Source organism: Klebsiella sp. Sb-30, assembly GCF_057652795.1.
In genome coordinates this window covers 2603507-2617468 of sequence record NZ_CM172749.1, presented here as the reverse complement: position 1 = coordinate 2617468, position 13962 = coordinate 2603507, and the positions used below count along the sequence as shown (strand labels likewise).

The 13962-nt window shown below is 55.7% G+C and carries 15 protein-coding genes; 5 read left to right on the top strand and 10 right to left on the bottom strand.

The features are described from left to right. Nucleotides 1-39 precede the first annotated feature (39 nt). Both AC236I_RS12315 and tam read left to right on the top strand, forming a co-directional pair. On the top strand, nt 40-330 hold the full coding sequence (locus AC236I_RS12315; protein ID WP_004862141.1) for a hypothetical protein: 291 nt from the start codon (nt 40-42) through the stop codon (nt 328-330). Nucleotides 331-537: 207 nt separating this feature from the next. After that, the gene (tam, locus tag AC236I_RS12310) at nt 538-1302 is read left to right on the top strand and encodes a trans-aconitate 2-methyltransferase (RefSeq protein WP_032717468.1); all 765 of its coding nucleotides are present in this window, start codon (nt 538-540) and stop codon (nt 1300-1302) included. A gap of 195 nt (nt 1303-1497) precedes the next feature. Here the strand turns inward: tam and AC236I_RS12305 are convergent, their stop codons facing one another. Next, nucleotides 1498-2067, bottom strand: a complete 570-nt coding sequence (locus tag AC236I_RS12305; protein ID WP_487608820.1) for a flagellar brake protein — start codon at nt 2065-2067, stop codon at nt 1498-1500. A gap of 201 nt (nt 2068-2268) precedes the next feature. Here AC236I_RS12305 and AC236I_RS12300 point away from each other — a divergent pair, with 201 nt between their 5' ends. Beyond that, entirely contained in the window at nt 2269-3201 is a 933-nt protein-coding gene (locus AC236I_RS12300) for a LysR family transcriptional regulator (RefSeq protein WP_048023607.1), read from the top strand. Nucleotides 3202-3397: 196 nt separating this feature from the next. On the opposite strand, the gene AC236I_RS12295 is transcribed toward AC236I_RS12300, so the two are convergent. The 7 genes from AC236I_RS12295 to sad all read right to left on the bottom strand — a co-directional run bounded on the left by AC236I_RS12295 (nt 3398) and on the right by sad (nt 10591). Then, complete coding sequence (locus AC236I_RS12295; RefSeq protein WP_004862154.1) at nt 3398-3838, bottom strand: GNAT family N-acetyltransferase; 441 nt, start codon at nt 3836-3838, stop codon at nt 3398-3400. A 296-nt stretch (nt 3839-4134) separates the two neighbouring features. Then, nucleotides 4135-5586, bottom strand: coding sequence for a tagaturonate reductase (locus AC236I_RS12290; protein WP_064367565.1), 1452 nt, complete (start codon nt 5584-5586; stop codon nt 4135-4137). Between the two features lie 102 nt (nt 5587-5688). Then, nucleotides 5689-6216 carry a GNAT family N-acetyltransferase gene (locus AC236I_RS12285; RefSeq protein ID WP_004862158.1) on the bottom strand — a complete coding sequence of 176 codons (528 nt, stop codon included), beginning with the start codon at nt 6214-6216 and terminating at the stop codon, nt 5689-5691. A 78-nt stretch (nt 6217-6294) separates the two neighbouring features. Beyond that, nucleotides 6295-7719: a GGDEF domain-containing protein gene (locus AC236I_RS12280; protein ID WP_048023611.1), complete on the bottom strand. Its 1425-nt coding sequence runs from the start codon at nt 7717-7719 to the stop codon at nt 6295-6297. 112 nt (nt 7720-7831) lie between these two features. Beyond that, nucleotides 7832-8200, bottom strand: a complete 369-nt coding sequence (locus tag AC236I_RS12275) for a DUF4186 domain-containing protein (protein WP_032717473.1) — start codon at nt 8198-8200, stop codon at nt 7832-7834. Next, the gene (glsB, locus tag AC236I_RS12270) at nt 8200-9126 is read right to left on the bottom strand and encodes a glutaminase B (protein WP_004862165.1); all 927 of its coding nucleotides are present in this window, start codon (nt 9124-9126) and stop codon (nt 8200-8202) included. Before glsB ends, AC236I_RS12275 begins: the two co-directional genes overlap by 1 nt. Before the next feature lie 79 nt (nt 9127-9205). Beyond that, on the bottom strand, nt 9206-10591 hold the full coding sequence (gene sad / locus AC236I_RS12265; RefSeq protein WP_015584296.1) for a succinate-semialdehyde dehydrogenase: 1386 nt from the start codon (nt 10589-10591) through the stop codon (nt 9206-9208). 118 nt (nt 10592-10709) lie between these two features. On the opposite strand from sad, the gene ptrR reads away from it, so the two are divergent. Continuing rightward, on the top strand, nt 10710-11588 hold the full coding sequence (ptrR, locus tag AC236I_RS12260; RefSeq protein ID WP_004862169.1) for a putrescine utilization regulator PtrR: 879 nt from the start codon (nt 10710-10712) through the stop codon (nt 11586-11588). Here ptrR and AC236I_RS12255 read toward each other — a convergent pair. After that, the gene (locus tag AC236I_RS12255) at nt 11542-12024 is read right to left on the bottom strand and encodes a GNAT family N-acetyltransferase (protein ID WP_075808555.1); all 483 of its coding nucleotides are present in this window, start codon (nt 12022-12024) and stop codon (nt 11542-11544) included. The genes ptrR and AC236I_RS12255 overlap by 47 nt on opposite strands. A 143-nt stretch (nt 12025-12167) precedes the next feature. On the opposite strand from AC236I_RS12255, the gene AC236I_RS12250 reads away from it, so the two are divergent. Continuing rightward, complete coding sequence (locus AC236I_RS12250; protein WP_015584294.1) at nt 12168-13112, top strand: L-lactate dehydrogenase; 945 nt, start codon at nt 12168-12170, stop codon at nt 13110-13112. A gap of 61 nt (nt 13113-13173) precedes the next feature. Here AC236I_RS12250 and AC236I_RS12245 read toward each other — a convergent pair whose 3' ends face one another. Further along, complete coding sequence (locus tag AC236I_RS12245; RefSeq protein ID WP_032717476.1) at nt 13174-13962, bottom strand: PhzF family phenazine biosynthesis protein; 789 nt, start codon at nt 13960-13962, stop codon at nt 13174-13176.

Below are 13962 nucleotides of genomic sequence, written 5' to 3'. Positions count from 1 at the left end.
CACGACGGTGAGTTCTTGAGCCTGGCGGGAAATACGCAAATGCATCAAAGCTTTAATCAGCGCGTTCATTTCTATTACTGCATCTTAGTCGCGCTGAAAATTCATGGAAAATCAAAAAAATCGGGTGGAATCAGAGGAAAGAACAATTTCCTGCTGAAATGGCTGCGTAAAGCTCAGGACAACAATATCTTCCATCCGGATATCACCAGCGAAATCGAATGGCTGCGCGGTAAAATTATTCAGGCCGGGTATGACACCGATCTGGAGCCGATGCTGGACTTCGTCTATGCCACGGCGAAACGCGCCGAAGCGCTCAAGGAGAGCGATTAACCGCCGGCACATTGCACATTGCACATTACACATGCCGGGCTCCCCGGCATAGCCCACGTGTAAACGCTGAGGCACGTGCGGCGTACCGCTCGTGCGTGACATTGTCACAAAAAGGGTGACAATTCCTTCATCGCGAGCAAAAGACGTTTTATCTGACGGCATTGCCCTCTATGCTGATGAACGCGTATATCTTACCCGGAGTCACCCATGGCCGACTGGAATCCTTCCCTGTATCTGAAATTTGGCGCTGAACGTACGCGCCCCGCCGCTGAATTAGTCGCCCGTATTGCACAGCATCCCGTCACATTCGCTGTCGATCTGGGCTGCGGTCCTGGTAACAGCACCGCTTTGCTGCATCATGCCTGGCCGGAAGCGACCCTTGTCGGCGTCGACAGCTCACCGGCGATGCTCGATGACGCCGCCCGGGCGCTGCCGACCTGCCGGTTCGTCGCCGCCGATATTCGCCAGTATCAACCCGAACGCCCCGCGGATCTTCTCTATGCGAACGCATCGCTGCAGTGGCTGACGGATCATGAAACCCTGTTTCCGCACCTCGTTAATCAGCTGGCGGATAACGGCTTGCTGGCGGTACAAATGCCGGACAACTGGCAGGAACCCTCCCACACGCTTATGCGTCAGGTGGCGCAGGAGATGGGATTCCCGGAGAGCGGACGTCATCCGCTGCCGGGTGCGCAGGCGTATTACGATATTCTCACCGCCTGCGGTTGCGAGGTGGATATCTGGCGAACAACATATTACCACCCGCTGGAGTCGCACCAGGCGATTATCGACTGGCTGCAATCCACGGGGCTTCGCCCCTACCTGCAACCGCTCGATGCCGGGCAGCAGGAGGGATTCCTCGAACGCTATCTGGCGCTGTTGCAGCAACACTATCCGCTACAGCGTAACGGAAAGGTCCTGCTGCTGTTCCCACGACTGTTTATCGTCGCGCAGCGCAAACCTCGCCTCTGATGACAGAGACGTCCGGCGAGATAGCCACGCAATGCGCTATCGCCGGGCGTCAGCGTCGTTTTTGTCGTTGTAATGACCGCTTTCTGGCATTACGCGTTTTTTCTTTTCTCATTGATCGTCAACTCAAGCATAAGGTCTTCCATCCGCTGTTTATCGTCCTCGTGGCGAAAGATAAATTGACATGAAATACGATATTCAACGCGGCTGTCGCGGCCAAAACAGGGGGGGGCTATAAATATTTTTTATCGCCAGATCAACGATTATTTCGCCATAGGCACCAAGATTTAATATGGCTTGCTTCAGATACAGGTTAGCGACTTTTAATTCACTGAATGCCTGATGCGCTATTAATCCGCAGCCGCCGCAGGATAGATTATCGATCGCAAAATGATAGTTTTTGCCATTACGAAAACGGCCATGGCAGAAGAAAGGATAGTCCGGCGCCGTCGTCAGGCGCGGATGCGCTCTTCTCTGGGTTATTGTAATGCTATCCGGGAGATTAAATAGTGTCCCGATACTGTCCGCTACACCCTTCTTTCTCCGTGAAAAAAAATTAGCCTTTCCATTCTCGCTAAAAATAGTAAAGGATAATTTTTTACCATCAGAAATATCAAGATCGGTGGTAAAACCGGCGGCACTCACCTCTTTCAACTGAGTGGTCATCAGGTTATCTTGCGTGTGTATTTGCAGGAGACTTTTATTTTTTAACTCCTCTCTCAATAAACCCATTAAATCATATTTATTCGTACGATGTATTCTTGACATATACTTCACCTCAGCGCAAATCTTAAGTGAAGATAAAAATAAACTTAAGTCAATAAACACGATAATAAATATCAATTAATACGATTGTTATTTTGCAGTCAAATTATTTATGGTTTGCACAGATTGAACGGTTTATAGCATGCCGCTATTTACTCGCCAGAAAAGACTATAATTAGGCCAATACTGAATGCGGAAAATGCTATGGATATGATTCTGGCCATGCGCGTATATGCCCGGGTTGTCGAACGAGGGAGCATCTCGCAGGCAGCCAAAGATCTGCATATGGGGCAATCTTCGGTAAGTGAAACCCTCACCCGACTGGAAAAATATCTGGCAGTACGTTTACTGATGCGCAATCCGCGCGCTATCACCTGCACGGATTATGGCATGACGTTCTACAACCACAGCAAAATTGTCCTTGCGGCGGCGGCAGAAGCCATTCGCGCCGTGACACCGACGGAAGATCGACTTGCCGGGACGTTACGTCTGTCTTCGCCCTGCTGCTTCGGCGAAACGGTGGTGCCAGAACTATTGGCACTGCTCTATGCCGCCTATCCTTTGCTAAAAATCGATCTCACCCTCAATGATGCAATTGTGGATCCGGTCACTGAGGGGGTCGACATCTCTCTGCGTCTTGGAAAATTAGCAAACGGGATTTTTATTGCCCACCCGCTTGGCCAGGTCGAAAGAAAACTTGTTGCCTCAGCTGAATACCTCCGCAACAGCGAGGCCATTACCGTTCCGGAACAGCTCCGCCATCATCCTTTTATTCGCGTAAAGGGGATTTTTGATGGTGGAGACCTGATACTGTATGACGAGGATGGCGTGGTGGTTCACACCCGTATCAATACGGTGGTGGCGACCACCCACTGGAGTTCTATTTATGGGCTGGTCAAACGCGGCATCGGCATTGGCGTTCTTCAGGCGCCGGCATGCATGAAAGAAATAAGCAATGGTGAAATGGTTGAGCTATTGCCGGGTTATCACATCCCCGCTTTTGATTTACATGCCTTGACCCCACCGCAAAAACCGGTTTCACCCGCAATCAATCAGGTGATATCTTTCCTGAAAACCACGGTGCCCTCTCTTCTGGCACAATATCATGCTTCAGCAATAAACATCCGGCGCGGTTGAGCGGCGCCAAAGCAGGCGCCGCAGCAGAGTTACCAGGAAAGATGGTGCACCAGCGAGAGATCCCACGCGGTGGCCAGCAGCGAAAGAAACATAATCAGGTTAATGGCGGTCTCGATGCGTTTTTCCATTTTTGATTCTCCTGAGTTGTTTTCAGCCGCCAGGCGACGCTGAACAACGGCTTTTCTTTTGACCTGTTTTAACAGGTGATGCGATAACGCACGTAATCATCAGCGGGAGTAAATTCGTCATACAGTCGACGGGCCGGATTGTCGGTGCGCGTATGCCAGTAAAGGCGCGACCATCCTTGCTCTTTGGCTTCCGCCCGTAGCGCCTGCATCAATTGCCGGGCAATGCCGCGGCCGCGGAGCTGCGGATCGACGAACAGGTCTTCCAGATAGCAAATCGGGGTTTTCACCCAGGTCCCTTCATGGAGGACGCAGATTGCAAAACCCGCTACGCGATCGTCGACCACGGCCACACGCCCCAGAACCGGTGAGCCGTGGTCCAGTAACCGCTGCCAGGTGTATTCCGTGACATCGGCCGGCTGCGGGCTGCCATAAAAAGAGGTATAGCCTTGCCAAAGCTGCAGCCATTGCGACTTGTCTTGCGCACAGACCTCGCGAATATCAACAACCATCGATTATCTCTCCTGATGTCCGAACTGGACCGGTTACGCGGGCGATCGATTAACGTCTTGCAGTTACGATGCCCCATTATTTTCCTGGCCTGACATTTCTTCAAGCGGCGGGGGCACAATTTGCCCTTATTCGTCTTAATCTGTACGCGCATTTACCGCTGTCTGGCGATTGCTGTTTTCAGCGCTACAGATCTGCGCGGTCTGTTTCTGATTTGCAGCCATTGTATGTTGTAACTAAATAAAGCAAGTTAATAACCCGGCCGTGGCCGGGTCAACGTTGATCGACGATGTTTAAATCAGCACAACGGCTTCACCGCTTCTCGCATGCCGCGCAGCAGAATGGCATCAAGATCCTGCGTTACCTGTTCAACCAGGCCATTAATCTGCGTCAGATCCTGCTCCCAATGAGAGGTCACCGATAGCACCGCTTTCACCAGTTCACGGGTGCCGATCTGCGCGTCGCGATGCTGCGCCCACAGGGTCTGGAAACGCGTCATCCATTCGGCGTCATCCTGCACCGGATAAGTTGCGCCATCGCGCTCCGCGCGATAGAAGGCAATCAACGCCGCCAGCGCAAAAGTCAGACGCGCCGGTAGTTTACCTGATTTCGCCTGCCCTGCCAGCAGCTGCGGCAGAATGCGGGTGCGGAATTTGGTCATGCCGTTTAGCGCAATGGAGAGCAGCTGATGTTTGATATACGGATTGCGAAAACGCCCTGTCACCGCGCTGGCAAAAGAGTCCAGTTCAGCGCGCGGCAGATCGAGCACCGGAATAATCTCTGTATATATCGCCTTCTCGACGAATGCACAAATCTCCGGGTCATTCATCGCTTCGCCGACGGTATCCAGCCCTGCCTGGTAGGCCACCGGTACCAGGGCGGTATGTGCGCCGTTAAGAATCGCCACTTTCCGCTCTTTGTACGGCTTAATATCATCAACAATCAGGACATTAAGTGGCAATTTATCCAGACGCAGTTCAGCGGCCAGCGATTTTGGCCCCTGGATAACAAACAGATAGAAGTGTTCGGCGGTGGCGAGGAAACCGTCTTTGTACCCCAGCTGCGCTTCGATCGCCGCGGCTTCATCACGCGGGTAGCCCGTTACGATACGGTCCACCAGCGTCGAGCAGAAAGCGTTTGCTTCCTGCAGCCAGGTCGTAAATGCCGCCGGCAGCGCCCATTCATGAGCATAGCGCAGCACCAGCTCGCGCAGCGCTTCGCCATTATAATCGATCAGTTCGCAAGGGATAATGATCCAGCCTTTATCCGCCGCGCCGGCGAAGTGGCTGTAACGCTCGTACAGCAGTCGGGTCAGTTTTGCCGGGTAGCTCACCGCCGGCGCATCTTCAAACCGATCGCCGGCGTGATAGCTGATGCCGGCTTCGGTGGTATTGGAAAACACAAAGCGCATATCCGGGTTATGAGCCAGCTGAAGGAAGGCGTCATAATCCGCGTAAACGCTGATTTCCCGGTTTACCGAACGGATCAGACGCGCATCGCTCACCGCCTCACCCCGTTCGTTCAAACCGCGGATAATGGTGGTGTACAGCCCATCCTGCGTGCTCAACGACGGGGGGAACGCGCTCTCTATGGGGCGAACAATCACCACGCCGGCGTTCAGGTCGGTATGCTCATTCAGCAGATCAAGCTGCCAGTCGACAAATGCCCGAAGAAAGTTACCTTCACCGAACTGGATGATACGTTCAGGGTACTGCGCGCCGGGAAAATCACGACGGTTTAATGTTTTCACAATAGGTTCCCTCGTAGAGTGGTCATACAACCTGAGTAATTGGTGTAATAACTTAACAGCTTTTCTAAGAGTAAAACCGTGTTTTGATCAAACCGGTCTCGGTTATTGCAGGATCTTATAGAACAGTGAGGTCGCCGTCATCGTTCCGTCCGGCATTAAGGCATAACGCGGAATTTCCCCGGCTTTTTCCCAGCCACACTGGACATAAAAGCGTTCTGCGCCGCTGCCGGTGGCCGTATCAAGGACCAGAACCGACTTGCCCTGCTCGCGGGCAAGTTGCTCCAGATAATTCATCATCGCATTAGCCAGCCCCTGCCGCCGCGCATTTTGGTGAACCAAAAGTTTTGCCACGTCGGCGCGATGAGGCTGATTTTCCGGTTGATCGATGACCAGCTGTACCGTGCCGACAATCTGCCCGGCATGTTCGGCCACCAGCACGAGACGCTCCCCGGCCGCCACGCTTTCGGCGATGCGCAGCCAGAACGTTCGCGCCGTTTGCAACGAAAAAGGCAGCATAAAACTGACGGAGGCACCGCCGTTAACGCAATCGGCCAGAATATCGCTCAGCGGGGAAAGGTTTTCGAGAATATCAGCACGCGAAAGCGTACGAAGGGAAAAGGATGTGGTCATTGGTCGCTCCATGAAATTGACCACATCACTATCTTTTTAACTTATATTTAACACAAGCGGAATTGTCATTGCGTTTTCTTATGGCTGATGTTCCGCCAGCGTCGGCGTACAAATCCGATTGCGCCCGGCTTCCTTCGCATTAATAAGATAATCATCGGCAGCCATCAGCAGTTGATTAAACAGCTCGGTGATCCGCCCGCCGCCGACCGGACGACACTCCAGCCCCATGCTCAGGGTCAGTTTAATCTTGTGCGGCCCCCAGACGAAGGTTTGCGCCGCCACGCCCTGGCGAATTTTCTCCGCCAGCAGCTGACCCTCCTGCGGCGTCGCGCTCAACATGGCAACGGCAAACTCCTCCCCGCCAATACGCGCCACCAGCCCCTGCTCGCCCACCAGATCCCGCACCCGCTGGGCGAACTGAGTCAGCACGCAATCTCCGCACTCGTGACCCCAGCTATCGTTGACCCGCTTAAAGTCATCGATATCCAGCAACATCACGGTAAGCTGCTGCGTTTCTGATTGCGGTTGACGCTTCAGCGCCTCGCTCAGACCGGAACGCGAGTAAACCCGCGTCTGGAAATCAAAATCAGCCCGCAGCGCCAGCTGTTTCACCAGGTTATTAATCGCGTCAACACTTGAGGCCACAATCACCGGGCTGATTAACATCGCCGCAATGCCAAGGCGGGTCGAGAACAGCTGCCATGGCTGCAGATGCGCATCGGGAGAGAGATGAACTAACGCATTCGCCACCAGCAGGATCTCCCCGATTCCGGTGAGGAAAGTCAGCAGGCAGGTCAGCGGCAGCGGATAACGAATCGCACACCAGATCAGCGCAGGCAGCGGGAAAGTGATACTTTCGGCTCCCCCTACGGCGACGCCAAGGATAATGGACAGCACCAGCACCATGACCGGTAGCAGCTGACTCCAGCGGAAGCCGCTGAACGTCGAAGGGATCGTCACCGTCAGGATAAACGGCAGGATCAGCACCGCCGTCGAGAACTGTTCGCTAAACCAATCGGCCAGCAGAGAGATAAATGTCTCCCGCTCGACATCCATCGATCCAAGCGTCCCCACGGCGGCGCTCAGGAAAGCGGCCAGCAGACAGTAACAGAACAAATTCAGCACATTGATCGGGCCCGGCATGGAATCAGTCCGTCGCTTATCCCACAGCAACAGCTGCGCCAGGCTGACGATAAAGACAATATTCGAGAAATTAATCAGCAGCGAGGCAAAGCCCATTCCCCAGCGTGAGGTCAAGCCGTCGTACACCATCATCGCCACAAAACAGGTGGCATAAAAATAGCTACGATTGAGCCAGACATAGCGGGCGAAGATCCCGACCATCACGGCATTCAGCGGCCAGAAAAAGGACAGTTCCTGGACCAGACGCAGCATGGCACCGAAAAAATGGAGCAACAACGTTAAGGTGAATAACACCAGCGCGTCACGCACGGGGTGTTCCTCACGAAACAGCGTGAATAACCGAATCGACAGTGAAGACATTCAGTGATTATCCGTCTAATTGTTTCAGGCAATTATTATGTTAATAATTAGTTAGCGGATTATCATAACATGAGAATATTTATCCAGCATACCCATGGCGGATAAATGCGCATTATTGACCTCCAGATGAATTCATCTGGATAACCAGCCAGCGATGGATCACCTGCACCACATAGCGCTGCTCCCGGTCTGTCAGTTCACGGCCGGCGGGAATATCATGCCACTTCGCGAGACAGCCACGACAGCAGGTGGCGGTGGCATGTTGGGCGATAAATACCGGATGCCCGCGCATCGGCGTCTGTTTACCGTCATTCGGAATATGCGCTGGCGCCAGCCGGCGGGCAATAAAATCCGCCGCGTGCTGGTCAATGATCTCCGGTCCTTTATCGACACAGTACTGCCGCTCTTTGCGACCAAGATGGAAGCGGGAACGAAAGGTCGACCGCTGGAGACGGGCAAATAAGGAATCTATGTTGGCCATCAGAATACCGACCTTCCCAGGCGTTGGGTCAGTTTTTCCAGTACCGCGGTTCCCGCCAGCGAGTTACCGGCCGCATCCAGCTCCGGACTCCACACCGCGATAGCCATCTCCTGCGGGACAATGGCGACAATACCACCGCCTACCCCTGATTTTGCCGGCAGTCCGACGCGCCAGGCAAATTCGCCGGCGTTCTGATACATCCCGCTGGTCATCATTAAGGCATTCACCTGCCGCGACTGGATCGGGGCAATTACCGGGGTATCCAGATGCGGAGCCACCCCGCGATCGGCGAGAAACAGAAACGTCCGCGCCAGTTCGACACAGCTCATTTCCAGCGAACAGTAGTGAAAATAGTTTTGCAGGACCGTCGCGACATCATTATGGAAGTTGCCGAACGATTTCATCAGCCATGCGATCGCGGCATTACGCGCCGAATGTTCGAACTCCGAACGCGCCACCACCGGATCATACCCGATATCCGTCACTCCGCTCAGACGACGCACGATTTCCAGCATCCTCTGTCGCGGCGCGCTCAGTCGGCTTTGCAACATATCGCAGACCACCAGCGCACCGGCATTAATAAACGGGTTGCGCGGTTTGCCCTGCTCGATTTCCAGCTGTAATAATGAATTGAACGGCTGTCCGGAAGGATCTTTCCCCACCCGCTGCCAGATCTCCTCCTCCTGATAGTGGTTCATCGCCACCACCAGGCTCAGCACTTTAGAGATGGACTGAATGGAAAAACGCTCGTGGGCATCGCCGGCAGAATAGTGTTGACCCTCCACCGTACAAATCGCCACACCCAGCTTATTACCGCTTACGCTTGCCAGCGCCGGAATATAATCCGCCACTTTGCCACGCCCAATTAGCGGCCTGATTTCTGCCAGAATCGTCTCCAGCATTGCATTATTGATGACCGTCGCCACACCCGGCTCCTTGCCCGCCGTCAAAATTCGGGCTGCGAGTATAGCAGAGCACGACGACGATCGTCAGGTGCGACTTCCGTTAGCGACGGTCTTTCCATACGGTCTGGACGTTGCAGAACTCATGCAGGCCAAAGTGGGACAGCTCGCGACCAAAGCCGCTCTTCTTCACCCCGCCAAACGCCACGCGCGCATCGCTTGCGCTGTAACCGTTGATAAAGACGCCACCGCACTCCAGCTCGCGAGAAAAACGCCCGGCTTCATCGACGCTGGCGGTAAACACGGTCGCCGACAGGCCGAATTCGCTGTCATTTGCCAGCGTCAGCGCATGGGCGGCGTCTCGCGCCACGGTAATGGTCGCTACCGGACCAAACAGCTCCTGGCGGAATCCGGTCATCTCCGGGGTCACGTTGCCCAGTACCGTTGGCGCATAGTAGTTACCCTGCCCGGCGATTTTCTCCGCCCCAAGCAGCAGGGTCGCCCCTTCAGCCAGGGTGGCCGTTACCTGTTGATGCAGCTCATCACGCAGATCGAATCGCGCCATTGGCCCGAGGTAATTGGCCTCATCACGCGGATCGCCCATCTTCAGCGCTTCAACCGCGGCAACAAACTTTTTGCTGAAGGCTTCGGCAATCCCGGCCTCAACGATAAAGCGCTTCGCGGCGGCACAAACCTGCCCGGTATTTTGATAGCGGCCAATCACCGCGGCTTTTACCGCTTCATCGAGATCGGCATCATTCAGGACGATAAACGGATCGGAACCGCCCAGTTCAAGAACGCATTTCTTCAATGCCGCGCCGGCCTGGGCGCCAATCGCTTTCCCGGCGCGTACGCTGCCGGTTACCGTCACCGCGGCAATACGCGAATCGTTGATCATCCGGGAGACGCCGTCATTGGTCGCGTTAACCCAGCCAAATACGCCGGCCGGCAGCCCTGCCTGATTAACGATCTCGCCAATCAGCGCCGCGCTCCCCATCACGTTCGGCGCATGTTTCAACAGATAGCTATTCCCCGCCAGCAGAATCGGTACCGCACCGCGCAGAACCTGCCACAGCGGGAAGTTCCACGGCATAATGGCGAGAATCGCGCCCAGCGGACGATACTCAATCACCGCATTGTTATTTTCCACCTGAGTGGCTTCGGTCGCCAGCATGGCCGGGCCGTGTTCCGCATACCAGTCGCAGAGATTGGCGGATTTAGTCACCTCACCACGAGCCTGGGCAATCGGTTTACCCATCTCCAGGCTGATCATTTGCGCCATCTCTTCGGCGCGGGCGCGCAGCGCGTTACCGACTTTACGCAGGGCGTCAGCGCGCTGTTCGAGACTGACGTGACGCCACTGACGATAACCTTGCTCAGCAAGCGCAATCGCCGAATCCACCTCTTGTTCGCTCGCCCAGGGCAGAGACGACACCCTTTCTCCCGTGGCCGGGTTGACGGAAACCGCGTGAGTTGCAGATAAATTCATCGTTATGCTCTCTCTGTTGATGACGAATGTTGATTGCGAATTGACCTCATTCTGGCTTACCCTGCTTTTCATTGAAAATGAATAATATTAAGCAACCTATTCACAAAAGAAGAACACTATGGACCTGACTCAGCTTGAGATGTTTAACGCCGTCGCCAGCACCGGCAGCATTACCCAGGCCGCGCAGAAGGTGCACCGCGTCCCGTCAAATCTGACGACCCGAATTCGCCAGCTGGAGGCCGACCTCGGCGTCGAGCTGTTTATTCGTGAGAATCAGCGCCTGCGCCTTTCGCCGGCGGGACACAGCTTTTTGCGCTACAGCCAGCAGATCCTCGCGCTGGTCGATGAAGCCCGAATGGTGGTCGCCGGAGATGAGCCGCAGGGGCTGTTTTCGCTGGGTTCACTGGAGAGTACCGCCGCGGTTCGCATTCCCTCGACGCTGGCGCTTTATAACCAGCGCTACCCGAAAATCCATCTCGCGCTTTCTACCGGCCCTTCCGGAACGATGATTGATGGCGTACTGGAGGGCACCTTAAGCGCCGCATTTGTCGACGGGCCGCTGGTCCATCCCGGCCTTGAGGGGTTACCGGTCTTTCCGGAAGAGATGATGATTGTGGCGCCCTTCGGCCATCCGCCGATTACCCGCGCCAGCGAGGTGAACGGCAGCAGCGTCTACGCCTTTCGCGCTAACTGTTCCTATCGCCGCCATTTTGAGAGCTGGTTCCACGCCGACCGGGCAACGCCGGGGCGGATCCATGAAATGGAGTCCTATCACGGGATGCTGGCCTGCGTCATTGCCGGCGCCGGGCTGGCGCTGATCCCGCGTAGTATGCTGGAGAGTATGCCCGGCCATCATCAGGTGTCGGCCTGGCCGCTGGCCGAAGAGTGGCGCTGGCTGACAACCTGGCTGGTCTGGCGGCGCGGAGCGAAAACCCGTCAGCTGGAGGCGTTTATAGCGCAGCTGAACGAAGATCGGCAACGAGCAGTTTCTCCATAAACAGGCTCAGCGGGTCCGGTTGATAGGGGGCGAAGGCGCTGCGGGTCTGATAACCCCAGCGGGTATACAACCTGACCGCTGCCTGCTGATGAACTCCCGTCTCCAGCCGCACGGTATGGCAGTCCCGGCGCAGCGCTTCCGTTTCCAGCGCCTCCAGCAGCCGTTCGCCAAGCTTTTGCCCACGATGATCCGGGTCGATAAACACCCGCTTCATCTCCCCAACCCCATCGCGGCCGAGCACAATCGCCCCGCAGCCGACCGCCTGTTGGTGGGCATCGCGGATCAGCAGCACAATCACCGACTCCACCGCCAGCTGGCTCAAATCCACGAGGTGGTTGCTCTCGGCCGGATAGAGGGATTCCTGATAGGCATCGAGGCGAGCAATCAGCGCCGCCAGATGCGGATCGGTTATGGCTGTCGGGGCGATGGTATACATAGGCGAGCTCCTTTTTTCGCCTACTGTAGCGCAGCGTATGCCCCCTTTCTCATAGTTTTAACTTATACAACCCGCCGCCACTTGCACTAAGCAATTGAACCGCAGTAATTTTATGCCATGACGCTTGATATCGGGAATGGGCCATGAATACCAAAGCACGCAAGGTGATGATTATCGGTGCCGGCAATGTCGGCACCTCAGCGGCTTACGCATTGTTAAACCAGACTATCTGCGAGGAGCTGATCCTTGTGGACCTCGATAGGGCCAGAGCACAGGCACATGCTCAGGATCTTAGCGATGCAGCCGCCTATATGCCGGGGATGATGACCATTTCAACCCGGGAGGTCAGCGACTGTGCCGATGTCGATATCGCGGTGATTACCGTTTCCGGCGGATCGCTGAAACAAGGCCAGACCCGCCTTGACGAGCTGAACGCCACCGCCAAAATCGTTAACAGCATCGTTCCACAGATGATGGACAACGGCTTCAATGGCCTCTTTCTGGTGGCCACCAACCCCTGCGATATTATTACCTGGCAGGTATGGAAGCTGTCCGGACTCCCGCGTAGCCAGGTGATAGGCACCGGCGTCTGGCTGGATACCACCCGCTTGCGGCGGGTGCTCGCCCAGGCACTCGATATTGGCGCCCAGAGCATCGATGCTTTTATTCTCGGCGAACATGGCGACACGCAGTTTCCGGTCTGGTCGCATTCGTCGGTTTACGGTTCCCCGATTGCCGATGTTTACCTGAAACATACCGGCCAGCGGCTGGATCGCCAGCAGATCGCGGAGAAGGTTCGCACCCTTGGCTTTGAAATTTACGCCGGGAAAGGCTGCACCGAGTACGGCGTCGCCGGCACCATCGCCGAGATCTGTCGCAATATTTTCACCGGCAGCCACCGTGCACTGGCTATTTCGTGCATTCTTGACGGCGAATACGGTATGTATGATGTCGCGGTTGGCGTACCGGCGGTACTGACGCAGAGCGGCGTCCAGCAGATTATTGAACTGCAACTGGCCGACGATGAAGCGGCGCAATTCCGCCGCTCTGTTGAGGTGATTAAAGCCAATATCGCCCGTCTCGGCTAGACTCGCTTCTCTGCCGTTGATGCCCGCTTTACGCGGGCATCCAGCTCTCACGGGTTTAGATTCAGCGCAGCAAAATTCTCCCCTGCAGCCAGGTCACCGCCTGGCCGGCCATCAGCACGCGATCGCCCTTCAGCTCACAGCGAATATCGCCGCCGCGCGCCGATATCTGACGGGCCAGCATTTTACTTTTCCCCAGTTTCGCGCTCCAGAACGGGATCAGCATGGTATGCGCCGAACCGGTGACCGGATCCTCCCATACCGCTTCTCCCGGGGAGAAAAAGCGGCTGACAAAGTCATACTCGCCATCGCCGGGGGCGGTAATCGTCACCTTATGTTCACCGGGCGTCATTGCCGCGATATTCGGGCGCACGGCGGCAACCTCTTCGCGGCTGGCCAGCTCGATAAGCCATGCCCGGCCACGGTGGGCGCTCACGTACCGCTCAAGGCCTAATCCGGCGAGCAGGGCTGCAGGCGGGGTGCTCTCTTGCGTGGCACTCGCCGGGAAATCCAGGGTCAGCCAGCCCCCTTCCCGGCTCACGGTCAGACGACCGGAGGCGGTCGCAAAATGAATCGCCGCGTGCGGAAAGTCGAGGTGATGAAAAATAACGTGTGCGCTGGCGAGAGTGGCGTGCCCACACAGATTCACTTCATTGCGGGTCGTGAACCAACGCAGAGAAAACGCCTCTCCCTCGCGCACCACGAAGGCGGTTTCAGACTGATTATGCTCCTGCGCCATTTTGAGCAAAATATCATCCGCCAGCCACGCGTCCAGCAGGCACACCGCCGCCGGGTTACCGGCAAAAGGCCGTTCACTGAACGCTGAAACCAGATACATGGGGATCTCTTTCAC